The sequence below is a fragment of the Caulobacter sp. SRI_014 genome (assembly GCF_057586315.1).
Genome location: NZ_JBYCZQ010000003.1, coordinates 384,903 through 409,531 on the forward strand (window position 1 = coordinate 384,903; position 24,629 = coordinate 409,531).

General features: G+C 68.4%; 26 protein-coding genes. 16 read left to right on the forward strand and 10 right to left on the reverse strand.

The window, feature by feature from the left end; genetic code table 11:
- Positions 1-47: 47 nt before the first annotated feature.
- The 3 genes from AC2YG9_RS10430 (at position 48) to AC2YG9_RS10440 (ending at position 3,689) form a co-directional block, all read left to right on the forward strand.
- Entirely contained in the window at positions 48-2,165 is a 2,118-nt protein-coding gene (locus tag AC2YG9_RS10430; RefSeq protein WP_487297901.1) for a PAS domain-containing hybrid sensor histidine kinase/response regulator, read from the forward strand.
- Positions 2,166-2,172: 7 nt separating this feature from the next.
- The gene (locus AC2YG9_RS10435; protein WP_487297902.1) at positions 2,173-2,634 is read left to right on the forward strand and encodes a RidA family protein; all 462 of its coding nucleotides are present in this window, start codon (positions 2,173-2,175) and stop codon (positions 2,632-2,634) included.
- 194 nt (positions 2,635-2,828) lie between these two features.
- On the forward strand, positions 2,829-3,689 hold the full coding sequence (locus tag AC2YG9_RS10440; RefSeq protein WP_487297903.1) for an OmpA family protein: 861 nt from the start codon (positions 2,829-2,831) through the stop codon (positions 3,687-3,689).
- A gap of 472 nt (positions 3,690-4,161) precedes the next feature.
- Here AC2YG9_RS10440 and AC2YG9_RS10445 read toward each other — a convergent pair whose 3' ends face one another.
- From AC2YG9_RS10445 to AC2YG9_RS10455, 3 genes are read right to left on the reverse strand one after another with little or no spacing between them, the layout of a single operon-like run.
- On the reverse strand, positions 4,162-5,292 hold the full coding sequence (locus AC2YG9_RS10445; RefSeq protein ID WP_487297904.1) for a ComEC/Rec2 family competence protein: 1,131 nt from the start codon (positions 5,290-5,292) through the stop codon (positions 4,162-4,164).
- Positions 5,273-5,815, reverse strand: a complete 543-nt coding sequence (locus AC2YG9_RS10450) for a hypothetical protein (protein ID WP_487297905.1) — start codon at positions 5,813-5,815, stop codon at positions 5,273-5,275. Before AC2YG9_RS10450 ends, AC2YG9_RS10445 begins: the two co-directional genes overlap by 20 nt.
- On the reverse strand, positions 5,805-6,491 hold the full coding sequence (locus tag AC2YG9_RS10455; RefSeq protein ID WP_487297906.1) for a hypothetical protein: 687 nt from the start codon (positions 6,489-6,491) through the stop codon (positions 5,805-5,807). Before AC2YG9_RS10455 ends, AC2YG9_RS10450 begins: the two co-directional genes overlap by 11 nt.
- 484 nt (positions 6,492-6,975) lie before the next feature.
- Between AC2YG9_RS10455 and AC2YG9_RS10460 the strand changes: the two genes are divergently transcribed.
- Entirely contained in the window at positions 6,976-7,341 is a 366-nt protein-coding gene (locus AC2YG9_RS10460) for a DUF2200 domain-containing protein (RefSeq protein WP_487297907.1), read from the forward strand.
- Here AC2YG9_RS10460 and AC2YG9_RS10465 read toward each other — a convergent pair.
- From AC2YG9_RS10465 to AC2YG9_RS10475, 3 genes are all read right to left on the reverse strand, one after another.
- A complete protein-coding gene (locus AC2YG9_RS10465) occupies positions 7,338-9,119 on the reverse strand; it encodes a carph-isopro domain-containing protein (protein WP_487297908.1) in 1,782 nt (593 codons plus the stop codon). The genes AC2YG9_RS10460 and AC2YG9_RS10465 overlap by 4 nt on opposite strands.
- Positions 9,116-9,646, reverse strand: a complete 531-nt coding sequence (locus tag AC2YG9_RS10470) for a GcrA family cell cycle regulator (RefSeq protein ID WP_487297909.1) — start codon at positions 9,644-9,646, stop codon at positions 9,116-9,118. Before AC2YG9_RS10470 ends, AC2YG9_RS10465 begins: the two co-directional genes overlap by 4 nt.
- 67 nt (positions 9,647-9,713) lie before the next feature.
- Positions 9,714-9,941 carry a hypothetical protein gene (locus AC2YG9_RS10475; protein ID WP_487297910.1) on the reverse strand — a complete coding sequence of 76 codons (228 nt, stop codon included), beginning with the start codon at positions 9,939-9,941 and terminating at the stop codon, positions 9,714-9,716.
- Between the two features lie 80 nt (positions 9,942-10,021).
- Here AC2YG9_RS10475 and AC2YG9_RS10480 point away from each other — a divergent pair, with 80 nt between their 5' ends.
- Positions 10,022-10,669, forward strand: coding sequence for a S24 family peptidase (locus AC2YG9_RS10480; protein ID WP_487297911.1), 648 nt, complete (start codon positions 10,022-10,024; stop codon positions 10,667-10,669).
- Complete coding sequence (locus AC2YG9_RS10485; RefSeq protein WP_487297912.1) at positions 10,666-11,475, forward strand: hypothetical protein; 810 nt, start codon at positions 10,666-10,668, stop codon at positions 11,473-11,475. The genes AC2YG9_RS10480 and AC2YG9_RS10485 overlap by 4 nt, the downstream gene beginning before the upstream one ends.
- Here the strand turns inward: AC2YG9_RS10485 and AC2YG9_RS10490 are convergent.
- A complete protein-coding gene (locus AC2YG9_RS10490; RefSeq protein ID WP_487297913.1) occupies positions 11,466-11,873 on the reverse strand; it encodes a hypothetical protein in 408 nt (135 codons plus the stop codon). The two genes, AC2YG9_RS10485 and AC2YG9_RS10490, sit on opposite strands and share 10 nt — an antisense overlap.
- Before the next feature lie 369 nt (positions 11,874-12,242).
- On the opposite strand from AC2YG9_RS10490, the gene AC2YG9_RS10495 reads away from it, so the two are divergent.
- The 3 genes from AC2YG9_RS10495 to AC2YG9_RS10505 all read left to right on the forward strand — a co-directional run bounded on the left by AC2YG9_RS10495 (position 12,243) and on the right by AC2YG9_RS10505 (position 13,123).
- Positions 12,243-12,476 (forward strand): hypothetical protein, encoded by a 234-nt coding sequence (locus tag AC2YG9_RS10495; protein ID WP_487297914.1) that lies wholly within the window; start codon positions 12,243-12,245, stop codon positions 12,474-12,476.
- The gene (locus tag AC2YG9_RS10500; RefSeq protein ID WP_487297915.1) at positions 12,473-12,724 is read left to right on the forward strand and encodes a hypothetical protein; all 252 of its coding nucleotides are present in this window, start codon (positions 12,473-12,475) and stop codon (positions 12,722-12,724) included. Before AC2YG9_RS10495 ends, AC2YG9_RS10500 begins: the two co-directional genes overlap by 4 nt.
- A 132-nt stretch (positions 12,725-12,856) precedes the next feature.
- Positions 12,857-13,123: a hypothetical protein gene (locus AC2YG9_RS10505; protein WP_487297916.1), complete on the forward strand. Its 267-nt coding sequence runs from the start codon at positions 12,857-12,859 to the stop codon at positions 13,121-13,123.
- Here AC2YG9_RS10505 and AC2YG9_RS10510 read toward each other — a convergent pair.
- Entirely contained in the window at positions 13,120-14,775 is a 1,656-nt protein-coding gene (locus AC2YG9_RS10510) for a M20/M25/M40 family metallo-hydrolase (RefSeq protein ID WP_487297917.1), read from the reverse strand. The genes AC2YG9_RS10505 and AC2YG9_RS10510 overlap by 4 nt on opposite strands.
- Before the next feature lie 177 nt (positions 14,776-14,952).
- Here AC2YG9_RS10510 and AC2YG9_RS10515 point away from each other — a divergent pair, with 177 nt between their 5' ends.
- Genes AC2YG9_RS10515 through AC2YG9_RS10530 form a run of 4 tightly spaced genes read left to right on the forward strand, consistent with a single transcriptional unit; the run spans position 14,953 to position 19,963 of the window.
- Entirely contained in the window at positions 14,953-18,105 is a 3,153-nt protein-coding gene (locus AC2YG9_RS10515; protein WP_487297918.1) for a PAS domain S-box protein, read from the forward strand.
- Positions 18,095-18,526 (forward strand): response regulator, encoded by a 432-nt coding sequence (locus AC2YG9_RS10520; RefSeq protein ID WP_487297919.1) that lies wholly within the window; start codon positions 18,095-18,097, stop codon positions 18,524-18,526. The genes AC2YG9_RS10515 and AC2YG9_RS10520 overlap by 11 nt, the downstream gene beginning before the upstream one ends.
- 55 nt (positions 18,527-18,581) lie before the next feature.
- Positions 18,582-19,061 (forward strand): transcription elongation factor GreA, encoded by a 480-nt coding sequence (greA, locus tag AC2YG9_RS10525; protein WP_487297920.1) that lies wholly within the window; start codon positions 18,582-18,584, stop codon positions 19,059-19,061.
- Positions 19,058-19,963 carry a DMT family transporter gene (locus AC2YG9_RS10530; RefSeq protein ID WP_487297921.1) on the forward strand — a complete coding sequence of 302 codons (906 nt, stop codon included), beginning with the start codon at positions 19,058-19,060 and terminating at the stop codon, positions 19,961-19,963. The genes greA and AC2YG9_RS10530 overlap by 4 nt, the downstream gene beginning before the upstream one ends.
- Positions 19,964-20,021: 58 nt before the next feature.
- Here the strand turns inward: AC2YG9_RS10530 and AC2YG9_RS10535 are convergent, their stop codons facing one another.
- Entirely contained in the window at positions 20,022-20,711 is a 690-nt protein-coding gene (locus AC2YG9_RS10535) for an alternative oxidase (protein WP_487297922.1), read from the reverse strand.
- Between the two features lie 147 nt (positions 20,712-20,858).
- Between AC2YG9_RS10535 and AC2YG9_RS10540 the strand changes: the two genes are divergently transcribed.
- The 3 genes from AC2YG9_RS10540 to AC2YG9_RS10550 all read left to right on the forward strand — a co-directional run bounded on the left by AC2YG9_RS10540 (position 20,859) and on the right by AC2YG9_RS10550 (position 23,188).
- The gene (locus AC2YG9_RS10540) at positions 20,859-22,331 is read left to right on the forward strand and encodes a sensor histidine kinase (protein WP_487297923.1); all 1,473 of its coding nucleotides are present in this window, start codon (positions 20,859-20,861) and stop codon (positions 22,329-22,331) included.
- A complete protein-coding gene (gene fixJ, locus AC2YG9_RS10545) occupies positions 22,324-22,929 on the forward strand; it encodes a response regulator FixJ (RefSeq protein ID WP_487297924.1) in 606 nt (201 codons plus the stop codon). Before AC2YG9_RS10540 ends, fixJ begins: the two co-directional genes overlap by 8 nt.
- Before the next feature lie 82 nt (positions 22,930-23,011).
- Positions 23,012-23,188, forward strand: coding sequence for a hypothetical protein (locus tag AC2YG9_RS10550; RefSeq protein WP_487297925.1), 177 nt, complete (start codon positions 23,012-23,014; stop codon positions 23,186-23,188).
- Between the two features lie 170 nt (positions 23,189-23,358).
- On the opposite strand, the gene AC2YG9_RS10555 is transcribed toward AC2YG9_RS10550, so the two are convergent.
- The gene (locus AC2YG9_RS10555) at positions 23,359-24,606 is read right to left on the reverse strand and encodes an acetyl-CoA C-acetyltransferase (RefSeq protein ID WP_487297926.1); all 1,248 of its coding nucleotides are present in this window, start codon (positions 24,604-24,606) and stop codon (positions 23,359-23,361) included.
- Between the last annotated feature and the right edge of the window lie 23 nt (positions 24,607-24,629).

The window sequence follows — 24,629 nt, forward strand, 5'->3', positions numbered from 1 at the left end:
CGTCAAAAATTCGGGGATCCCCGCGTACATGGGGGTTTGGGGACTGGATGCGCCACCTGCTTGACGAAGGACTGGACGAGCTCGCCGTCCACAGCTGCCAGGCCTTGCCGTTGCGCATCCTGGTCACGCTCGGCGTCGGCGCCATCCTGGGCCTGGTCATGGCCTGGCCGCTCGCCGCCGCCTGGACCGCCGCCACCCTGGCCATGGAGGGCTGGAGCTGGTTCGCCACCTGGCCGCAGTACCGGGCCCGCAAGACCGGCGCCGCGACCAGCACGGCCCAGCGCGCCAACCACTTCGCCAACCTCGTCGCCATCTCCGCCTCCTGGTTCTTCGTCGGCGCCCTGTTCTGGACCAGCCAGACCACCGCCGGCGCCATCTGCGCCGTCACCGTCTGGCTCAGCCTGATCGGCTACGGCCAGGCCTTCTCCTTCCAGTCGCCGGTCGGCTCCCTGGTCAGCGGCGGCCTGCCCGCCGCCGGCATGCTGATCGTCGCCTTGGCCGTGCCGGTCCCGGGCGCCGCCATGGGTCCGATCTGGCTGATGCTGGCCATCGCCGTCGGCTTCGGCGCCGCCGGCTTCAAGCAGATGATGACCTCGCGCCGCAGCTTCCTGGACGCGCAAGCCGCCCTGACCGCCAGCGAGGCCGGCTACCGCATCCTCGCCGACAACGTCACCGACGTCATCTCGCGCCACCGGCCCGAAGGCGGCATGTCCTACATCTCCCCCTCGGCCAAGCGCGTCTTCGGCTGGGAGCCGGACGAGATCATCGGCAAGGCCCGCGACAACATCCGCCCCGAGGACATGCCCCGGCTGATCGCCGCCATCAGCGCCGCCCGCGAGACGGGCGAGCCCCAGACCATCGACTACCGCATCGTCCACGCCGACGGCCGCGAGCTGTGGGTCGAGAGCAGCATCGTCGCCTTCGGGGCCGGCGAGCTGGTCATGACCTCGCGCGACATCACCGCCCGCAAGGCGCTGGAGGCCGACCTCGTCGCCGCCGCCCGCCGGGCCGAGAGCAGCGGCGCCGCCAAGGCCGACTTCCTGGCCAACATGACGCACGAGCTGCGCACCCCCCTGACCGCCATCATCGGCTTCTCGGAGGTGCTGGGCCGCTCCACGGGCCTCGACGGCGCCCAGGCCCGCCAGGTCGCCCTGATCCGCGAGGCCAGCGACACCCTGCTGGGCATCGTCAACAGCGTCCTCGACTATTCCAAGCTCGAGGCCGGCGGCCTGGAATTCGACCGCCACCCCTTCGACCCCGCCGTCATGGCCCGCTCCGTCCTCGGCATGGTCGAAGGGCAGGCCGCCCACAAGGGCCTGCGCCTGACCCTCGACGCCGCCGACGCCGCTGGCGGCCTGCTCGGCGACGGCCCGCGCCTCGGCCAGGTGCTGCTCAACTTCCTCTCCAACGCCGTCAAGTTCACCGCCTGCGGCGGCGTCCACGTCCGCCTGACCCGCAAGAAGCACGGCGACCTCCAGCGCCTGCGCGTCGAGGTCCGCGACACCGGCCCCGGCATCGCTCCCGACAAGATCGGCGCCCTGTTCGAACGCTTCACCCAGGCCGACGCCACCATCTCGCGCCAGTACGGCGGCACGGGCCTGGGCCTGGCCATCGCCCGCCGCATCATCGAGGGCATGAACGGCCGCATCAGCGCCTCCAGCCGCCCCGGCCAGGGCGCCACCTTCTGGTTCGAGCTCGACCTGCCCGCCGCCGAGCTCGCCCCCGCCCTCGAGGCCCCGGCCAGCCACGACCTCGACCGCCCCCTGCGCCTGCTCCTGGTCGAGGATAACCCCGTCAACCGCGAGCTGGTCGCCGCCCTCCTCGCCCCCTTCGACGTCGAGATCACCGAGGCCCACGACGGCCTCCAGGGCCTGAACGCCGTGCGCACCGGCGGCTTCGACCTCGTCCTGATGGACATGCAGATGCCGGTCATGGACGGCCTGACCGCCACCCGCGCCATCCGCCAGCTGCCGATCCCCCAGCCGCCGATCATCGCCATGACCGCCAACGTCCTGCCCGATCAGATCCAGCGCTGCCACGAAGCCGGCGTCGACGACCACCTGGGCAAGCCGATCAACACCGCCGCCCTCCTCGCCTGCCTCGACCGCTGGAGCGCGCCTGACGCCCGCGCCGAGGCCATCGCGGCGGAAACGGCCGCGGCCTAGGCATCGCATGGCGCCGAGCGACACCCCTGCCGGCCCCCACCTCCCGCCCGAGCCCGTCGGCCTCTACCAGCCGTTCGTCCGCGTCGGCCGCCTGCTTTCGATCTCCGCCATCAGCTCGGCGCAAGACGGCGTGCTGATCACCGGCAAGCTCGGCCGCGACCTCGACCTGGCCGCCGGCCAGGCCGCCGCCCGCCGCGCCGCCGAAAACCTGTTGGCCGTTATGCTGCAGGCGGTCGGAGGCGATGCCGCGGGCATCGAGCAGATCCTGTTCGTGCGCGGCAACGTCAACGCGGCCGACGACTTCCCGATGGTCCACAAGGTCATCGACGGCGCCTCACAGCTGCTGATCGAACGCCTGGGCGAGAAAGGCCGCCACGCCCGAACAGCCCTCGGCTGCGCCACCCTGCCGAACAACAACGCCGTGACGCTGGAGGCGGTCGTCGTCCTGACCGGCGAAGCGCCGGCCTAGAGCATGTCAGGGCGAAGTGTATGCGGTTCGCCCGCCCGGACATGCTCTAAATGTTTGATTCTAGACCCTTTTGATCTGGTTTTGATGCGTACATCAAAACCTGAAAGGGTCTAGGTCAGATCGGGCGCTCGACCGCCGCGATGAACCTCGCCTGTCAAAAGACCTCAGAGCAGGTTCAAGCCCCAGGGCCCCTGGTGTGCGATCCCCCCACCACCCAGGAGGCCTTCATGGCCCAGACCCGCAAGATCCTCGGCGGCGCGTTCATCGCGCTGATCACCATCGGCCCCATCGCCGGTCCCGCCGCCGCTCAAGGCAGCTGGGACTGGAACGGCGGCCGCGACGACGACCGCCGCCCCTATCAGCTGACCGGCGTCGGCGTCCCCCTCCTGGTCCCCGAGCTGCGCGAGACCCGGCGCGGCAAGGCCTTCGTCCTGCGCAACTTCGACTTCGACCGCAACGGCGCCATCAACCGCCGCGAAGCCCAGGCCGCCAACGAAGCCTTCCTGGCCGAAGCCGGCCCCGACCGCGCCCGCTTCGACTGGGACCGCCGCCACGACGGCCGTGACCATGACGGCCCGGACCGTGGCGACCGCGGCGACCGCGGAGACCGCGCCGAACACGGCCGTCGCGGCGACCATCAGTGGAACCGCCAGGGCATGCGCGACTACCGCATGCGCGAGGGCCGCTATGGCGCGGTCTTCACCCTCGACGACGTCCTGTTCCAGACCGGCAGCGCGACCCTGCGCCCCGGCGCGGCCCAGCGGCTCGAGCCCCTCGCCGACTACCTGGACGCCAATCCTTCGGTCCGCGTCAGGATCGACGGCTTCACCGACTCCGTCGGCTCGGACGCCTCCAACCTGACCCTGTCGCGCAACCGGGCCCGCGCGGTGTCCAGCGCCTTGCGGACCCTGGGCGTCGCCCCCGGCCGGATGCAGATGTTCGGCCACGGCGAAGCCTCGCCGGTCGCCACCAACGCCACCCCGGCCGGCCGCCGCCTCAACCGCCGGGTCGAGGTCTCGCTGCCCGGCCAACGGGCCAGCAGCTTCAACGACTAGAAGCGCAACCTCTTCCTCCCCCGCTTTACGGGGGAGGGTGGGGCACAGCGGCCCACAAAACGAAAAAGGCGCCCGTGATGGGCGCCTTTTCTCGTTCAACAGTCACAGGCCCCGCAGGCTCCACCGGATCGATGACCGGGGGGAGCGGTCAGATCCGGTGGAGGTGGGCGCGGCGGCTCAAGCGCCGAAGGCCCGCGCGGCGGTTTCCAGTTGGGCGATGCCCAGGATGGCGACGACGGGCAGCGCGGCGAGAAGCAGGCTGGCCAGGTTGGCGATACGAACGGTCATTGCAGTAGTCCCTCTGTTTGTGTCTCCGAGCGCGTCCCTGCGCTGCGGTGATTGGAGGTATACTGAAGGAGACCTGAAAACGCTTGTTAAGCTTGCGTCATGACGCCGATGTAAGAGAATAACGCAGATGTAATGAGGTTACGGGTATGTAATTAGTAAGACTGATCGCTTTGTGAGGCCGCAATTAGCCATAGACCTTCGAGAGATGGACAGCGCGCCCGAAAGTCTCGATGGCCCAGTTGCCTGGATCGCCAGCAGTCTTCCGAAGCCTCAGCATGCCCGGTCGTTGGGCTAACGCCCCGTGCTCAATGGCGGCTTCCTTGATAGTCCTTTCGACGGCCGGATGCCGCTTGGGCAGCGGAGACCCTGTCAGCTGAGAGGTGGAGTAAGCATCGTCAGCATTCACCAAAATGCGCTCGATGTCGGTGTCTTTTGGCAAGCTTACACGACCGCGACGGAACGGAGCCAAGATCGCAACCCGGCTCCCTTGCATCAGCTCTGACCAGATACCGGGGTGGTCGCCATTATGCGAGCCATGGTGCGCCACCTTGAGGACATTTGAGCGGTTTGGCGGTCGCCCTGTGCGCTTAAGGATGGCAGTCCATCCAGTATCTGGACTTCCTTCTTCTTCCAGGTCACCGCCAAACAGCATGGCATCGTCACCGACCGAAACCAGCACGACTACTGAAAGGTCGTTCTTGATCCTCGACACGGCAACTCTCCGTGTCTGCTGTACCGAAGGCAGTTGGGAAGCCACCCAGTTTAGAAAGTTCTCGTACTCAGCATCAGAAGGGGACAGCGTGAAAATTTCGATCGGCTGTCCATGGGACGTGGTCAGATCAGCCGGGCCGTAGATGCAGCGGTTTGGGTAAGCCGCTATTATGTCTGTTCGGCCTGCGGCCTCCAGCACATCGAGAACATTGCGCATTTCCTGCGCCCCGCCCCGAACCTTCGTCGTCAACGGCGTTGTATGATGTTCGATGTAAGCGGTGAACTCGGCGGCGACGAAGGCCTTGGCCATGATGAAGCTGGCAGAGGGACAGGCGCTTACCAATCCCGCCAGCCCCCTGACATGATCGTCATCCCAGTGTGAGGCCGCAATCGCGAACACCTTCCCGAGGTCAGCGCCAATGTCTTCCAAGTAGCGGAGCGAAGCTGACTTTGGATCCCCCTTCGCGACGCAGGAGTCGATCGCGAACCACTGCCCGTCACCTATGTGGAAGAGCACCGACTCTCCATAGCCAGGACCGATCAGTGCGACTTCCAGCTGGTCAGACTTGGGTGCTGAAGCGTAGTTAGATTGCTCGAAAAGCATTCGCTCGCCGCTCACCCCTAGCCTTAGCGGCTTCGATGTCGGCAATTGAATAAGCCGGCAAGCGACGAAATACTATGGATGACTCACGCGCACGCCTGCCGTGACGCATGTCGCGGTAACCGATGATCCAGCGAAAAACACCGCCGATCACCAGAAGCTCCCGGTCATCAGGGTCGACATCGTCGATCGAAAACACCGCGAACTCCTCGTCAGTGTCATCCGCCGACAAATCCATTAGCCGACCGCGGAACGTACCTTCCTCCTCGTCAATTTCTTCGACAAAACCTTCCCAAGTTTGGAGGACGGTCAGGCGAGACTCTAGATCAATGTGAATTGCCGGGCGCCGAGGCGGGCTCACTGGCGGCCGCTCGCGGCGAATCTCGCTTTCTGTCGGAGCGATCTCTCTAGCTGAGGTGCTTGAAGGAGGCGTCGGGAACGCGGCTTGCAGCTTCAACTCAGCGTCGGTTGGCGCTGTTGGACGTAGAGACCAGTCAGACGTTTGGAGACCGCCGTCAAAGGCCATTTGCCAAATCCACTATGCTAGCTGCCAAATCCTGGGATCGCTGCATGGATGCATCCCAGTCCCCGTCGATGAGCTTCACCACACCCTGTCCAGACCCGTCAACATTTGAGTCCAGCTGGAAGTGATCGTTTGTACTGATTTTGGTATCCGGAGCGCCAGTTTCCAGTGCCTCGACCGTCACCCGGGAATATCCGGCGTGTGAGTCCGGGCGACGGTTTCGTTCCATCGTCATGGACCGCAGACCGCCAATCCGCTCACCAGGCTCATTACCAAGCAAATTTGCCCAAGGATCCTTTGGAGCGAGTAGGTCGCCGAGTTTATCCCATTGGTCCCGCGAACTGGCTCTGAAGGCGTGCGTGTAATTGATGCCGACCGCGCGACATGGGGTGTGGGGCAGAAGGAGAAAGCAACTGGTTACAAAATCTTTCAGGCGCTCCCACGGCTCTTGGGTCGATATGACGAAAAATCGCTCTGGCTCAACGACCAACCTCATGTTCGTTAATCGCAGGGAAGTCACTTCCGGATGGATAAACTCGATGGAATCAGCGAGTGCTTCACTAGCCTCTGATTGGCCGATGATCTTTTGGGACCGGAGCCATTCCGGCTGGAAGATGCGTGGATTGAAACTCCCGAGAACCACGACTGATGCTGTCCGCTCGAGAACCTCGACCGCCATGTCGCACTCCCACCTGATGCTAGAGCAATCTGCCCGTGACGCGGATTCGTTCAAGACCCATGCCAACTAATCACGACAGCGGTACGTTCCCACCGCTCATCGATTGCCTCTGTTACGGCTTGGCCCGCAAAGCGGTCAACGTCCTGTCCTGCCATTCGAACAACCGATTGCCCTGCCGAAGCGCTTCCTTCGCCGCCTGACCGCGCTGTTGTTTGCCGCAGCACTTCAGTTTGATGCGCTTGGGAGCTATTGCGGCGTCCGGGCAGATTATTCCAAACTAGGAGCCAGTCGCATTGTTTCCCTGGATAGAGCGCGCCGCAGGCGTAGGCGGGTCACGGCGTGGGGTTGGCTGACATGATCCAGAAGGCGTCGGCGCCAAGGCCCGGAGGCACCCTCGCCCTCGTCCGGCCATGGTCAACCACCCGGCCATCGCCCTGCACCGCCGAGACCGCTATAGTCGCGACCCCCGGCTGAGGAGCGCGCAATGTCCGGCCACAGAATCTTCAAGATGAGCTTCGCCAGCGTCCACACGCTCTACATCGCCAAGGCCGAAAAGAAGGGCCGCACCCGGACCGAGGTCGACGAGATCATCCTCTGGATGACCGGCTACAGCCCCGGGCAGTTCGCCGCCCACCTGGCCGACAAGACCGACTTCGAGACCTTCTTCGGCCAGGCCCCCGCCCTCAATCCGGCCCGCACCGAGATCAAGGGCGTCATCTGCGGCGTCCGCATCGAAGAGATCACCGACCCGCTGATGCGGGAAATCCGCTACCTCGACAAACTGATCGATGAACTGGCCAAGGGCCGGCCGATGGCGAAAATCCTGCGGACGGCGCCGGCTGCCGCCTAGTTGTCGATCCCCCGCATCATCTCCGCAAACTCCCACCCCACCCAGCCCTCGTCCCCCCTCGGCGGGTCCAGCGGGTTGTAGCTCTCCGCATACTCCGGCAACGGCCGCCACCTCGGCACGGGCGGCGTCAGGCGGTCGATGACCCGGCCCATCAGCGACAGGCAATCCACCTCGTCGTCATGCCGCCCGGCCGGAAACGCCACGCACTCGTCGATGAAACAGTCCCCGTCGCCGTCGTCGCGCACGAAGATCCGCCCCTCGCGCACCAGGGCCTGGGCCGCCCGGGCCCGGGTCGGCTTGTCCTGGGCCGAGCCCAGCCACTCCAGGGAACAGCTCAGCCGCCGCTGCTTCAGCTTGGCCTTCAGCATCGGCTCGATGGCCCGCTGGATCACCCCCGCCTCGCCGAACCAGCGGCGGACGCCGCCCCGGCCCCGGTAGTCGGCGATCAGGTCGCACTGGCGCTCGATCCAGACATCGCTGCTGGTCTGGCCGCCCCAGCTGGCCACTCGCCACAGGTTCAGCCGCTCGTCGACGCCCCACACCGTCAGCCGGGTGAAATCGCCCCGCCCCTCGCTGACCGCATAGTCGCTGGAGCCGTAGTAGCGCAGGGCCTTGGGCAGCTCCTCCTCCTGGAACCGCCTAAACCAGGAGCGCTGGAAATAGCCGCCCTCCTCGGGCCTCGGCCGCTGTTGATACAGGGCGTTCCAGGTCCGAGGGTTCTGCCGGAACTGGCGCCAGTGGTCCTCGCCCCAGTATTCCGGCCACAGCAGCCCGCCGACCGGCCGGCCCAGCGGATCGTCGGCCCGCTCGGCCTGGGCCGGGATGTTGACCACCTCCCAGACCTCGCCGTCGCGGCATTGCACCGGCCCCGAACGGCCGTCGTAGTCGGCCGGCAACAGCCCGCCCGCCAGGTCGTCCTCATGCCAGCGGGTCTGGATCAGCACGATCCGGCCGCCGGCCTTCAACCGTGTACGGACGGTGTCGTCGAACTCCTCGCGGGTGCGGCGGCGGATCAGCTCGCTGTCGGCCTCGGCCCGGCCCTTCACCGGGTCGTCGATGACGATCAAGTCGGCCCGGTTGCCGGTGATCCCGGCCAGCATGCCGGCCCCCATCCACTCGCTGCCGTTGTCCAGCGCCCAGTCGATGGCGCTGGCCCGGGTCTTCTCGGGGCGCACGTCCATCACCCCTGCGAAGACCGGCTGGCGGGTGACGCTACGCGCCTTGCGGCCCCGCCGCGCCGCCAGGGCCGTGGCGTAGGTGACGACCAGCACGCTGCGGTTGGGCTCCAGCCCGAGGAACCAGGGCGTGAACACATCCACTGCATAGGTCGACTTGGCCGACCCCGGCGGCATGAAGCCCATCAGCCGGCGGATCTCGCCGCGCTCGACCGCCTCCAGCTTTTCCAGCCACAGCAGGTGATGGGCCGCCAGCAGGGGCGGATCGCCCTGCCGCCGCGTCCCGACGCCGGGCACGTCGATGGTCTGGCAGAAGACCTCCAGCTGGCGCCGCGCCGCACCAGCGGCGGTCTTGGCGGTCCGGCTCGGCCGCGCTTCGTCATCGGCCGGGACGCCGGCCTTGCGGGCCAGGATCGCAGCCTGCAGTTCCTCGGGGGTTACCCCGGTGGCGACGATCACCTCGGGCCAGTGCCAGCCCGGAATGCTGTTCCGGGTTCGCCAGCCGCGCACCGTGTCCGGCTTGAAGTTCAGCGTCCTGGCCAGCGCCTTGGGCCCGCCGGCCTCCTCGATGATCCGCCGATGGCTTCGGGGCCAGGCGCTCACCATTCCTCCTTCGCCGGCCCTTCGGCCTTGAACCGGTCCCAGCCCATGCCCTCGCGGCGCACCGGCTCGCGCGGCTCCATGGCCTTGCGCTCCCAGGCGCGGGGGCGCCGCACCGAGCGGGCGCGGTGGCCCTCGCAATAGAAGGCCTTCCCGGCCCGGGCGCAGCCGCAGAACAGCTGCACCCCCCGCGCGTCCTCGGCCACCGGCCAGTGGCAGTCGTCCTCGCCCAGATCCTCCAGCCGCCGCATGCGCGCGGGCTCGACCACCAGCGGCGGCAGGGTGCGCATCGGCGTCACCGCCTCCCGCGTCTCGCCGCGCCGCCAGCCGAGCCGGGCCAGCTTGGCGCTGATCACCCCCTTGGCGACGCCCATGCGGCCGGCGATCAGCAGGTGCGACAGCCCGGCGTCGAACAGGCGGCGAAGCTGGTCCAGCCGCTCGCCCGGCCATTCGGCCCGGATGCGGCGACAAGGTTGGGAAACAGGCGCGCGGGAACACCCCGCCGCGCCGGGGTCGGCGACGATCTGCATGTCGGTCACTCGTGAACAGGGGGAAGGGAAAAGGGGGAAGGGAAAAGGGGGCTTGGGCGCCGCGCCGTCAGCCGGGTTTGTCGCGCAGCCGCCGCGCCGCCGCCCCGGCCAGCTCTTCCAGGCTGGCGTGGCCACGCAGCACGATGGCCGCCCAGTAGCGCGGCGGAATCGAGTCCAGGCGCTTCCATTGATGGGCGCGGCCGGCCGGGCATTTCAGCATCCGGGCCAGCCGCGAGGCGCCGCCCGCGACGGCGATGACGTCGCGGTGGCTCCGATGGGGTGTCGTATCGGGCATGATGGTACTGTACTAAATATACAGACTGAACTCAACCCCCATCTGTAGACAACATACAGGAATTAACGTAGGTTTCCTACATGAGCCCGCCCGCCGACCTGTCTTCGCCTCATGCCGCCCCTCTTCTCAGGGGCGCCGCCGAACGCCTGCGCCGCGCCCGCCGCGCCAAGGGTCTGGGCTCGGCGGCCGAGGCGGCCCGGGCCCACGGCTGGAACCTCAACACCTACGCCAGCAACGAGAACGGCAACGCCAGCTTCTCCTTCCGCAAGGCCGAGGACTACGCCCGCGCCTTCGGGGTGCGGGCCGAGTGGCTGTACGCCGGCAAGGGGGCGATGAAGGCCAGGCGCGCCGGCCTGCCGGTGCTGGGCAAGGTGGCGGCCGGGGCCGAGGCCCTGTTCGACGACGACTACGAGATGGGCGCCGCCCACGACTGGCTGGACCCCATGGTGCCCGAGGACGGCATCGTCCTGACCGTCGATGGCGAGAGCATGATGCCGCGCTTCCGCCACGGCGAGCACCTGATCTTCGGCCGCCGCTATGACGATCCCAGCCCCCTGGTCGGGCAGGAGGTCATGGCCCGCCTCGCCGACGGCCGGAAGATGGTCAAGATCCTGCGCCGCGGCGCCGCGCCCGGCCTCTGGACCCTTGAAAGTATCAACACCCGCTACAAGCCGCTCGAGGACGTCGAACTGCTCTGGGCCCTGCCGTTCATGGGGCTGCGGGTGTGAGCGAACCGCCTCGACCGCCGGACGTTCAGGCCTACATGGGCGCCATGACCTTCGAACGCCCCGTCAAACCCGCCGGCCGGTCCATCGCCGTGATGGCCGCCGTCCTCCTCGCCATCGGCGCCGCCCCGGTGCTGTCCAGCCTCGGGCTGATGGACGCCGCCACCTTCGCCGACAACGGCGATCAGACGTTGCGGGCCGCCCCCTACGCCTTCTCGATTTGGGGGCTGATCTACCTGGGCGTCTTCGTCTACGGGGTCTGGCAGCTGGTGCGTCAGACGCCGGAGTCGGCGCCCTTGCGGGCCGTCGCCTGGCCCTCGGTCATCGCCCTGCTCGGCTGCGCCGCCTGGCTGTTCGCGGCGGCCTTCGACCAGAAGGCGCTCAGCGTCCTGATCATCGTCACCTCGGCCGCCGCGGTGACCACCGGCCTGCTCCGCGCCCGGCCGCATGGGCGCGAGGTCGGACCGGGCACGCGGTTCTTCATCTTCTGGCCGCTGGGCCTGCTGGCCGGCTGGCTGACCATCGCCAGCTTCATCAACCTGATCACCGTCCTGACCGCCTGGGGCCTGATCGGTCCGGACCTCGCCCGGCCAGCCGCGTTCGCGGGCATCGCCGGCGTGCTGCTGGTCGGGGCCGGCGTCATCTGGCGCCTGCGCCACCTGGCCTATGGCCTGCCGATCGTCTGGGGTCTGATCGCCGTCTGGGCCGCCGAGCACGGCGACAAGCCCCAGGTCGGCCTCGCCGCCCTTGGCGCCGCGGCCCTCATGCTGGTGATCAGTCTGATCGCGGGTCGCCCCGGTCAGGGCTGAAGCATGTCCCGGCTGCGCTCATAGCCGTCGAACAGGTCGCGCATCGCCTCGACATGCTCGCGGGCCAGGGCGTTCATCGCCTCCGAGCGCAGCACCTCCCCCGGCACCGTCACCCCGCGCACCCCGACCGGGCGGCAATGGCCGCTGGCGATCAGCCGGTGCACGTACCGCCGCGCTGTCTCCCGCGGCAGACCCAGGGTCCGGGCCACCGATGCAATGGTCACCGGTCGCCGCATCCCGTCTGGGAACACCCCCTCCACCGCCAGCGGACTGGGCAGACCCGGCTCATTGAGGTGCTTCACACTCGCCTGGGCGATCGCCACGAAGGTCGCCGCCAGCAGGACGTCGCCCTCGAACGGCGCGCTGAGCACCGACAGCTGCCGCAGGAAGTAGTCCATCCCCAACTTCAGCAGAAAGCGTTCCTGCGTAGGCGTGCGAAGCGCCGGATCGTTCGGAATACCCTTCAACGTCAGTTCCCAATCCTTCGAAGCGGTCCGGCGGCCCCCCGCACGATCCTGCAGTCAAAAAAACAGCGGTTTTGTCCCGCCAGCTAGGTAGCGCGCCGGCCCCCGGGGTCCATGCGACAAAAAGGCTGTTTGCCCAATTTGGGGTTATTGCCGAGCCGTCAAAGGCCGTAGCGCCCGCGCCAACGCCCCTGGGTTGTGAACCGCGCCTTTCGCCTGACTTGACCGGCCGATCCTGTATGTTTTATACTGCTCCGCATCCCCACATCCCAGGAGCCGCCCCTGACCGCGTCCTCGCGACCGGTGAGCCATGCCGACCCGGCGTGGTTCGCCACCCTGCCCCGACTCCGCCCTGATGGCTCACGCGAGCCCGACTATGGCCGGGTCTTCTTCCAACCCGCCGCCGACGGCGGCCTTGCCTACAGTTTCGATCGAGCGGGCCTGCGCTTCTGCCGCCGCCTGCCGCCGCCGGCTCCGCGCAAGGGCTGGCTGGATTGCCAGGGCCGCGCCTTCCTGATCAGCGGGCCGATCTCTTGAGGCCCGCCCCCGATACGCTTGCCCGCTACTGGCGCTGCGGCGGCGAAATCCTCGCGCTCGGCGGACCGCTGCCCCTGGCCGGTCGGGGCGCCCGGCCGCTTAGCCCCGACGACCTCGTCCGGCTCGCCGCCTGGCACCGGGCCGAGACGGTCGGCGACGACCCGGCCACCCGCCGCTATCACCGCCTCTGCCTGCGCGACGCCGAGGCCGTGCTCGCCGAGCGGGTTGGGCCGGGGCCTGACGATTAGGCCCCACGGTTCCATGAGCCGTGCTAGAGTGCCTGACCGTTCCGCATTCGCAAGGAACCCTGCCGGCCTGTTCTGCCGACCTGCCCGATATCTGGTCCCGCGCCGCGGGACGTCGGGGGCGAAAGGCGCCGCATGTCCAAGACCCCAGTCCCCGCCCCGCCGATGACCATGGCACAGCTGCGCAAGCGGCTCGACGAGGCCCTGGCCAATGGTCACCAACCCAAGGACCTGGTGCTGCGCCTGACCCTGCGCGACGCCGCCCTGATCAAGCGCAGCCCGGTCTTCGCCGACGACGAGATCCGTTTCGTCGACGGCGTCATGCACGTCCTGGGCATCGCCACGGTCATCGGCCAGGTCGGGGAAAGCGGCATCGCCGCCGCCGAGGCCGCCGCCAGCTAGGGCTTGCGCCTCGCGGCCGAAGCCTCGCGCACCGGTCCGAACTCCGATCCCGCCTTCCAGCCCGGCCAATCGCTGCTGTTGGCCAGCGCCTTGCCGGCCTCCAGCACCAGGGCGACGTCCATCGCCGCCCCGCGCAGGTCCCAGTCGGCGCTCCAGGCGTCGCCGGTCTGGTGATAGGCCGTGGCCGTATAGTCCGTGACCCACTGGTCGCCGGCCGCCCGGCCGCCCTCGACCAGGTCGGCCCCGCCGCCCAGCGCCATCAGCAGGATGACCGGCACCCCGCGCTTGGCCAGCGAGAAGTGGTCGGCGCGGTAGAAGAGGCCGCGCTCGGGCTTGGCGTCGGGGGTGATCACCCGGCCCTGGGCCTTCGCCGCCACCGCCAGGCTGTCCTCCAGATCATTCTGCCCAGCCCCGACCAGCACGACGTCCCTGGCCGGCCCCACCGGCTGCAGCACGTCGAGGGTGTAGGCCCCGGCCATCTTCTCCAGCGCGACGGTCGGATGCTGCGCGAAGTACTCCGAACCCAGCAGGCCTCGCTCCTCCGCGGTCCAGGCGGCGAACAGCACCGTCCGCTCCGGCGCCGGCCCGGCCTTCAGGTTGCGGGCGATCTCGAACAGGCCGGCGATGCCGATGGCGTCGTCCAGAGCCCCCGGCCGCACCCGCTTGCCGGCCGCGTCCGGCTTGTCGGCCAGGCCATAGGCGTCCCAGTGGCCGGCATAGGCCACCGTCTCATCCGGGCGTTTGCTCCCCGTGATCTTGCCCAGCACGTTCTGGCTCTGGACCCGGGTGTGGCTGACCGCGACATCGGCGCTGAAGGTCGCGCCCTTCAGCTCGACGGGTTTGAAACCGGCCGTCCGGGCCTCTTTCTTCAGGATCTCCAGGTCGAGGCCTGACGCGGCCAGCAGGTCGGCCGCCACGCCGCGTTCGATCCAGCCCTGGAACGGCACGCGCCCGGCCCCGCCGTCGGCCCGGGCGACATCGAAGTTCTCGCCGCGCGGGGCGACCACGGTAATCCAGCCGTAGCCGGCGCCGGGCGTCTCGTGAATGATCAGCGCCCCGGCCGCCCCCCGCCGGGCGGCCTCCTCGTACTTGTAGACCCAGCGGCCGTAGAAGGTCATGCCCTGGCCGCTGAACTTGCCGGCGACGGGCTCTCCGGCCGCCGCCTCGAAGTCGGGATCGTTGATCAGGAAGACGACGATCTTCCCCTTCACATCGACGCCCTTGTAGTCGTCCCAGCCACGCTCCGGCGCGCTGACGCCATAGCCGACGAAGATCAGCGGCGCGTCCTTGACCGCGATGCTGTCGGTCGGCCGCACCGTGTTGACGTAGATGTCCTTGAACTGCTCCAGCGGCCGCGCCTTGCCACTCACGGTGAAGGCCATCGCGCCGCCCGGCTGCACCTGGGTGCGGACCAGCGGCACCGTCTGGGTCCAGCCGCCGTTCTCCCCGCCCGGCTCCAGCCCGGACTCCTTGAACCTCTTGATGATGAAATCGACCGTCTTCTGCTCGGCCGCCGAGCCTGGCGCCCGGCCCTCGAACGCGTCCGAGGCCAGCACCTTTGTGTCCTCCGACAGCGCCTTGGGATCAACCTGCCGGGCCAGGGCCGGGCTGGCGATGAGAGCGAGGGCGGACAAGGCAAGCAGCAGACGCATGACGGTCACTCCAGGAGGCCGGCCTTGTTAGCGCCTTTGGCCCGGCCGAGCCAACGCGGTACACACAGAATGGTGATATCTCGTATTGAGCCTGTGTCAGCCCGCCGCACCGGGAATTAAGACCTTTGCAGGCCTCTGGGGTCAGGAATCCGACCAACGGAGTCTCCTTTGTTGCGCTTGCCTGAATCTGTCCGACTTGCCGTCCTGCGGTCCCTCGAGGTGCTCGACAGCCCCCCGGAGCCGGCGTTAGACCGCCTGACCGCCCTGGCCGCCGACCTGTTCGACGCCCCCATGTCGGTCGTCTCGCTCATCGACCATGACCGCCAGTGGTTCAAATCCCGCGTTGGCGTCGACGAATGCGGCACGCCGCGCAGCGAAGCCTTCTGCCACCATGCCCTTGACCTGGGCCGAGGCGGGGTTCTGGTCGTCGAGGACGCCACCCGGCACCCGATTTTTCATAACTATCCGGTTGTGACCGGCAGCCTCGGCCTTCGGTTCTACGCCGGCGCGGTCCTGACCAGCACGGAGGGCGCGGCGCTGGGCACCCTCTGTGTCTTTGACACCGTTCCGCGCCCCCGCCCCTCCGAGCGCCAGCTCAATCGTCTGGTCCAGCTGGCCGAGATGGTCGTCGAGAGCCTGGAGGCTCGCAAGAAGGACCGCGACGCCGCCCGCGAACATGCGTTGATCGGCCTGGCCGAACAGATGGCCGGCGTCGGCGCCTGGCGATACCAGTGCGCCAACCGCGAGCTGACCTGGTCCGACGCCGTCTTCTCCATTCATGGGACGGCGCCGGACCGCTTCGATCCCAAGAGCATCGACACGATCAGCTTCTACCACCCCGAAGACCGCGAACGGGTGAGCAACCATTTCCGCGCCGCCATCGAGAAGGGCGTGGACTTCGAATACCAGGCCCGGCTGACTGATCACGACCTGCGGGAGCGGACGGTCACATGCAAGGCCGCCTGCGAGTTCGACGACAATGGCGGCGTGGTCTCGGTCTTCGGCGTGCTGCAGGATATCAGCGAACAGGTCGCGGTCCTGGACGAGGCCCGCCGCGGCGAGGCCCGCTTCCGCCTCCTGGCCGACAACATGGGCGATGTCATCACCCGCATCCGGCTGGACGGCCGCAGCGGCTACATCTCGCCGGCCGTCGAAGACCTGCTGGGCTACAAGCCGGCTGAAATGGCGGGCCGGACCGCCCAGGCCTTCGTCCACCCGGAAGACCGGCCGCAGCTGTTCGAAGTCTATGCCGACATGGCCAACGGCGCCGAGCACCGGACCCGGGAGTTCAGGGCTGTGCGCAAGGACGGCTCGGCGGTCTGGGTCGAGGCCCATTTCAAGCTGGTCCGGGACGCGGATGGCCAGCCTTCCGAGATTGTGGTCGTCATCCGCGACGTCAGCGCCCGCAGGACCATGAAGAGCGCGCTTGTCGCCAGCGAGGAACGGTACCGGACGCTGGCGGAATCGGTTTCGGACATTCTGCTCCGCTACGCCCCTGACGGCCGGGTCACCTACATCTCCGCCGCCTGCGGGCGGCTGGGTTACCGACCTGAGGATATCGTCGGGCAACTCATCAGCGATTTCGTGGCTCCGGACCATCGCGCGACGTCAAACGCGATGATCAACCAGACGCTGGGCGGGACCGCAGTGAGCCGCCCCCTGCACAGAGTTCTGGCCAAGGATGGCCATGAGGTCTGGATGGAGGGCAGTCCGCGTGTCATCAGGGACGCCGAGGGGGCGATCACCGAGGTCGTCACCATTCTGCGCGACGTCACCGAACGCCTGGCCATGGAAGAGGCCCTGGCCGACAGCGAGCTGCGCTACCGCACCCTGGCCGACAATGTCTCCGACATCCTGGTCCGCTTCGGCCGCGACGGCATCGTCCGCTACGTCTCGCCGGCCTGCCGCGCCATCGGCGCCGATCCGGAGACGGCGGTCGGCCAGTCGATCTTCAGCCTGGTCGCGCCCGGCCACCTGGCCCACTCGCAGGCCTTGGTCGACAGCCTGTTCGAGGGCATCGAGCCGGACGGCTCGACCCGCCGCGAGCACCGCATCGTCACCCCGGACGGCCGCGAAGTCTGGCTGGAGGGCAGTCCCAGGCTGATCCACGACGAGGCCGGCGAGATCGTCGAGGCCGTCTCCGTTCTGCGCGACATCACCAGCCGCAAGGCCATGGAGGCCGACCTGGTCGCCGCCCGCGCCGCGGCCGAGGCCGCCGCCGCCGCCAAGGCCGAGTTCCTGGCCAACATGAGCCATGAAATCCGCACGCCGCTGACCGCCGTCGTCGGCTTCTCCGGTCTGCTGGCCGCCACCCCGGACCTGCCGGACAAGGCCCGGGATCATGTCCGCCGTATCCAGAACGGCGGCCGGGCCCTGATGGCCACGGTCAACGACATCCTCGATTTCTCCAAGCTGGAAGCCGGCCAGGTCGAGATCCGGCCCGAGGCCTGCGAGCCTGCCGCGGTCGCCTGCGAGGCGCTCGAACTGTTCGAAGCCAACGCCGACGCCAAGGGCCTGACCCTGTCGCTGGAAGGAGATGCCCCCGCCGGCCTGCTGCTCGATCCGGGCCGCCTGCGCCAGATCCTGCTCAACCTGATCGGCAACGGCGTGAAGTTCACCGACCGGGGCGGCGTCCGCGTGCGTCTGGGCTGGACCAATGACCGGCTACGGGTCGGGGTCACCGACACCGGGGCCGGCATTTTGCCCGAGCACCAGGCCCTGCTGTTCCGCAAGTTCTCCCAGGTCGACGCCTCCTCGACCCGGCGCCACAGCGGCACGGGCCTGGGCCTGGCCATCTGCCGGGGTCTGGCCGAGGCCATGGGCGGCGAGATCGGCGTCGACAGCACGCCAGGCCAGGGCTCGACCTTCTGGTTCGAGCTGCCCGCGCCCCTCGCCGCCGCCGCCTCGGCCACCCAGGCTCAAGCCGGTTCCGAGGCCGACCTGACGGGCCTGCGCATCCTGGTGGCCGACGACAACGCGGCCAACCGCAACCTGGCCCGCGCCCTGCTCGAGGCGATGGGCGCCGAGTGCCAGCTGGTCGCGGACGGCGGCGCTGCGGTGAGGGCGGCCAACGAGGGCGTCTTTGATCTCATCCTCATGGATCTGCGCATGCCCGTGCTCGGCGGCCCCGAAGCGGCGCGGGCGATCCGCCAAGGAGGCGGGCCCAACGACGCCGTGCCGATCCTGGCCTTCACGGCAGAGCGCCAGGCAAGCATCGACGGGGTGTTCGCCGGCGTCATCGACAAGCCGATCCAGCCGGCCGCCCTGCAGGCCGCCATCAACCTGGCCCTCGAAGGCCCCGCTGCCCGGGAGGCCGGCAATGCGGCATGACGCCCCCCTCGTCCTGATTGTCGACGACGACGAACACATCCGCGACCTGTTGCGCACCCGCCTGGAGCTCGACGGCCTGCACACTGTCTGCGCCAACGACGGCATCGAGGGGATGATCACCCTGGCCTCGCACCGGCCGGCCGCCATGCTGCTGGACGTCAGCATGCCGCGCATGGACGGCTTCCAGATGCTGGAGGCGCTGAAGCGCACCCGCCGCATCCCGCCGCCGACCCTGATGCTGACCGCCCGCAACGCCGCCGACGATGTCCGCCGGGCCATCAGCCTGGGGGCCAAGGACTATCTGGCCAAGCCGTTCAACGACCAGCTGCTGCTGCGCCGCGTCCGCCGCCTGCTGCGGGCGCCTGACCCGGCCATGCAGGCGGCGCCCGAACATCCGAAGGGCGACGAGCTCTACCTGTAGAGCCGCCGCTCTCTTCCGGACAGGACAGGCCGATGCAAGGGTGTAGGATGGCGCAATGAGCGTCGCCTTCACCAAGGAGGGAGATCTCGAGGCCACTGCGGCAGACCTGCCGGACCGCCCGATCTCCCCGCACCCCAACCTCGTCACGCCCGAGGGCCTGGCCGCCCTTGAGGAAGCCCTGACAGCCGCCCAGGCCGCCTATCGCGCCGCCCAGCAGGGCGACGTCTCGGCCGACCGCACGGCCATGGCCCGGGCGACCCGCGACCTGCGCTACTACAACGCCCGCCGCGCCAGCGCCCAGCTGACCCCGACTCCTGAGGCCTGTGACACGGTCCAGTTCGGCTGCACCGTCACCTTCGACCGCGAGGACGGCCGCCGCCAAACCTTCCGCATCGTCGGTGAGGACGAGGCCGACCCCGCCAAGGGCAGCGTCTCCTGGGTCTCGCCCGTCGCCCAGGCCCTGCTCGGCAAGGGCGAGGGCGACACGGCCATGGTCGCGAGCGGCGAGGTCGAGATCGTGGCGATCGGCGCGTGAGTCTCTCGCAGCGTCTGTGGAAGGCGGCCCCGCTTTTGCTCGCCGCCACCATGCTGTTCTGGGCCGGTAACAGCATCGCCGGCCGGGCGATGAGCGGCGTGGTGCCGCCGATGACCCTGACCTTCTGGCGCTGGGTGCTGGCCAGCCTGCTGGTCGCGCCCCTGGCCTGGCGACATCTGAAGACCGACGCCCCGACCCTGCGCCGCCACTGGAAGATGGTCGTGCTGCTCAGCGTCAGCGGAGTCGCCTCCTTCGGCGCCCTGCTCTACTGGGGCCTCGAAAGCACCACGGCCCTCAACAGCCTCTTGATGCAGGCGGCCATACCGCCGCTGATCCTGTTCTTCGGCTTCGTCCTGCTGCGCGACCGCATCGGCCTGGGCGCCCTGGCCGGCGTCGCCCTCTCCCTGCTGGGTGTGCTGGTGGTGATCAGCGAGGGGCGGCCCTGGGCCCTGCTCTCCCTGCACCTCAACCCCGGCGACGGCATAATCCTCATCGGCGTGGTGCTCTACGCCGCCTACAGCCTGCTGCTGCGCCGTCGGCCGCAGGTCCACCCCTTGAGCCTGCTGCTGGTCACCTTCGTCGTGGCCGCCCTCGTAACCGCCCCGCTCTACGCCCACGAACTGATCCAGGGCCGCACCTTCGCGGTCACGCCGCAGGCCCTGCTCGGCATCGGCTACGTCGCCCTCTTTCCCAGCTTCCTGGCCTACCTCTGCTTCAACCGCGGCGTCGAGCTGATCGGTCCCGGCCCGGCCGGCCAGTACATGCACCTGATGCCGGTGTTCGGCGCCGTCCTGGCCGTGGCCCTGCTCGGCGAGCCCTTCCATCCGTATCACGCGGCCGGGGTCGTCCTGATTGGCCTCGGGATCGCCGCCACCGCCTACACGGGCCGCAAGCGCACATAAGGAAAGGGCCCGGATCGCTCCGGGCCCCGTTTTCGGCGCAGGCGGGTTTGGCGGAAAGTCAGGCCGCCCGCTTCCAGTTGGGTTCCAGCACCACATGCGGCGGACAGGGCGCCGGCTCGCCGACCGGCAGGCCGACCAGTTCGTTGGCGAAGCCGTGATTGACGTCCCGGTGATGGGCTTCGTCGGCGCGGACCACCTCGACCACATCCCGCAGCCGGGCGTCAGCCGGCAAACCCCAGTAGCGCAGGGCGATGGCCGGGGCGGGGACATTCTCCGAGCGGCCCTCGTCGATCTCGGCCAGATAGTGGGTGTAGCTGATCACCGCCTCTTCCTCGAAATAGCCAACCACGCGGTGGGCGGTCTTGGGGCTGGCCAGGTAGAGGCCGAAGAAGAACAGGTAGAAGACCCACTGGACGGCGACGACCACGAAGCGTTCGAAGGCGGTCGGCTTGCAGACCTCGATAAAGGTCATCAGGTGCATGCGCTCGTTCTCGGCCTCGTCCATCAGGGTCTTGATCCAGCCTCGGTCGTCGCACATCCGGCGCAGGCACTTGAGGTGGGTCAACGTGGCTCCGACCATGCCGGGCACGGCCGCGACGGTCTCCAGCACCACGGCCCGATGGCCGTAGCGCTTGGCGAAGAAGGTGTCGGCGAACAAGCGCAGCGCCTTGACGAAACCGTAGGCGACGCGGTCCGAAGCGCCGCGCGGCTGGTGATGGACGGTCAGGTCGATAGCGGGGGCGGTCATGGGCGTCTGTCCTGTCAGGGGCAGCCGTTCCGAGGCCGCCGATGACCCCGTTTTGCGCCTATCCGGCGCCGACGAAAATTTCGGTTCTCTCCTTACGGGCATCTACCTATGTCGCCCTGTCGCAGGCCTTGGCTTATGGTCTGGCCTGTGTCCCACCCCGCGCCCTTCCGTCTCGACCAGGCCCGTCCGCTCTGGCTCGGCCTGCTGGCCGGCGGAGCCGGGCTGTCGGTCGGCTGGGCGGCCAAGGTGCTGGCTGGGCCGGCGCTGGGCGAGGCGGCGACGCCGCTGCTGATGATCCCGGCAGTGGTCCTGGCGGCGGCGACCGGCGGCCTGATCCCCGGCGCCCTGGCGGCCGTCGTCGCCGCCCTCGCGGTCTGGACCATGGGCCACGACGGCAGCGCGCTGCTGCTGTTCATCCTGGCCGCGGCCAGCATCGTCGCCGGCGGCGAGATCTTCCAGCGGGCCCAGGGCCGGGCGACCCGGATCAACAGCGAGCTCGCCGAGCGCGAGGCCCATGTGCAGTCGATCCTCGACACCATTCCAGACGCCATGGTGGTGATCGGCGAGGACGGCCTGATCCGCTCGTTCAGCGCCGCCGCCGAGCGCCTGTTCGGCTGGACGTCCGCCGAGGTGCTCGGACGGAACGTCAGCCTGCTGATGCCGCAACCCCACAAGGAGGCGCACGACGGCTATCTGGAGCGCTATTACCGGACCGACGAGCGACGGATTATTGGCCTGGGCCGCGTCGTGGTCGGCGAGCGGCGGGACGGCACCACCTTTCCCATGGAACTGGCGGTCGGCGAGATCCGCACCGAGACGGGCCGGTTCTTCACCGGCTTCATCCGCGACCTGACCGAGCGCCAGTCGACCGAGGCCCGGCTGCAGGAGCTGCAGGGCGAACTGATCCATGTCTCGCGCCTGACCGCCATGGGCGAGATGGCCTCGGCCCTGGCGCATGAGATCAACCAGCCGCTGGCGGCAATAACCAACTACCTCAAGGGCTCCAGCCGCCTCATCGCCACCGGCCAGACCGACAAGGCCCGTACGGGTTTGGACAAGGCCGCGGATCAGGCTCTCCGCGCCGGCGACATCATCCGCCGCCTGCGCGAGTTCGCCGCCCGTGGCGAGACCGAGCGGCGGGTCGAGAGCCTGCCGCGCATCGTCGAGGAGGCGGCGGCGCTGGGCCTGGTCGGGGCGCGGGAACAGGGGGTCATCGTCCGCTTCCGCTTCGACCCGTCCGTCGACGCCGTGCTGGCCGACCGGGTGCAGATTCAGCAGGTGGTGCTGAACCTGCTGCGCAACGCCATGGACGCCATGGAGGACAGCGTCCGCAAGGACCTGACGGTGTGCATCGATCCGGCGCCGCCAGAGTTTGGGGATGACATGGCGCAGGTCAGCGTCGCCGACACCGGCCCGGGCATCGCTCCCGAGATCGAGGCCCAGCTGTTCCAGCCCTTCATCACCACTAAGGCGGCGGGCATGGGGGTGGGCCTTTCCATCTGCCGAACCATCGTCGAGGCGCACGGCGGCAGGCTGTGGCCCGAACAAACCCCTGGCGGCGGCGCGACCTTCCGGTTCACCCTGCAGGCCGTGAACGATGGAGAGCTGCGCGATGAGTGACGGGGTCGTTCATATCGTCGATGACGACGAGGCCATGCGCGACAGCCTGCTGTTTCTGCTCGACAGCGCCGGTCTCGAAGCCCGCGCCTATGACAGCGCGGTCAGTTTTCTGGCCGCCCTGGAGGCGCTCGAGCCCGGCTGCATCCTGACCGACGTGCGCATGCCGGAGATCAACGGGCTGGAGATGGTGCGCCGGGTCAAGGCGGCCGGAGCCCGACTGCCGGTGATCGTCATGACCGGCCACGCGGATCTCGCCCTGGCCATCGAGGCCATGCGGGCCGGGGTCGTCGACTTCCTCGAAAAACCGTTCGAGGACGAGGCCCTGCTGTCGGCCCTGCATTCGGCGCTGGGCCGCAGCCAGGCCGATCGCCAGCGGGCCCAGACTCGCCAGGACGTCAAAGACCGCCGCGCCGCGCTGTCGGGCCGCGAGGCCGAGGTGCTTGATGGTTTGCTGGCCGGCAAGCCCAACAAGATCATCGCCTATGACCTCGGCATCAGCCCGCGCACGGTCGAGATCTACCGCGCCAACGTCATGACCAAGATGCAGGCCGCTTCCCTATCCGAGTTGGTGCGGATGTGCCTGCTGGCCGAGGGCTAGGGGGAACCCCTTAGGGGCCATTCCCGAATTTTCGGCGTCCTCGTCAGGCGGGACAATCGGCTCTCAAATCAAGGAGCCCGCCATGACCTTCCAGACCCTTTTCCTGACCGGCGTCGTTCTCGCCTTCGGCAGCCTGTTCTTCACCCTGATGTACGTCTGGATAAGCACCAACCTGTACCAGATGAAGCGCCCGCCCGTGGCCCTGCAATCGACCCCCGCCCGCCGGCCTGAGCCCGCGCCGCTGAAGCGCGCGGCCTGACGCAAAAAGGGGCCCGGATCGCTCCGGGGCCCTCTTCGTCTCGATGCTTCGAAGGTCTAGAGCATGTCAGGGCGAAGTGTATGCGGTTCGCCCGCCCGGACATGCTCTAAATGTTTGATTCTAAACCCTTTTGATCAGGTTTTGATGCGTACATCAAAACCTGAAAGGGTCTAGCCTTCGACGCGCTCGATGATGATGGCCGGAGCCATGCCGCCGGCGGCGCACATGGTGACCAGGCCGCGCTTCAGGCCACGCCGTTCCAGCTCATCGACCATGGTGCCGATCAGGATGGCGCCGGTGGCGCCGATCGGGTGGCCCAGCGCCATGGCGCCGCCGTTGACGTTGACCTTGCTGCGGTCGAGCTTGAGGTCGCGGATGAACTTCTCGGCGACGACCGCGAAGGCCTCGTTGATTTCCCACAGGTCGATGTCGTCGACCGTCAGGCCGGCCTTCTCCAGAACCTTCTTCGCCGCCGGAACGGGGGCGTTGAGCATCAGCGTCGGGCTATCGCCCATGTTGGCGGTGGCGATGACCTTGGCCCGCGCCTTGAGGCCGTTCTTCTTGGCGTATTCCGGCGAGGCCAGCAGCAGGGCGGCCGAACCGTCGACGACGCCTGAGCTGTTGCCGGCGTGGTGCATGAACTGGATATCCAGGCCCGGATGAACCGCGGTGATCAGCTTGCGGAAGGTGGTGCCTTCCTCGTCCAGCGGCACGTCGGCCATGGCGGCGAAGGACGGCTTCAGAGCGGCCAGGCCCTCGGCGGTGGTTTCCGGACGCGGGAACTCTTCCTTGTCCAGGGCCAGGGTGCCGTCGGCGTTGTAAACCGGCACGAGGGACTTATCGAAGTGACCGCCGGCGATGGCGGCGGCGGCGCGCTTCTGGCTTTCGAGGGCCAGGGCGTCGACGTCCTCGCGGGTGATGCCTTCCAGAGTCGCGATGGCGTCGGCGCAGACGCCCTGGTGCGACTGCGGGTGCAGCTCGCGCAGCTTCTTGTTGCCGCGGTCCATCAGCATCGGCGCGCCGTCCGAGGGGGCGCGGCGGCCGGCCATCGACATCATCTCGGTGCCGCCGGCGATGACCAGGTCTTCCATGCCCGACATGATGGCCTGGGCCGCCAGGCTGACGGCGGTGATGCCCGAGCCGCAGAAGCGGTCAAGGGTCATGGCCGAGGACTTGATGCTGTAGCCGGCCGACAGCGCCGACATGCGGCCGAGGTCCCCGCCCTGCATGCCGACCTGGCTGCTGGTGCCCCAGAAGATGTCGTCGACTTCGGCGGTGTTGATCTTGTTGCGCTCGGCCAGGGCCTTCAGGACGGTGGCGCCCAGTTCCTGCGGGTGGATTTCGGCAAGGGCCCCCTTGCCGATCTTGCCGATGCCCCGGGGGGTGCGGACCGCGTCGATGATCAGAGCTTCAGGCATGGAACGCCTCCTCGATTGATTTT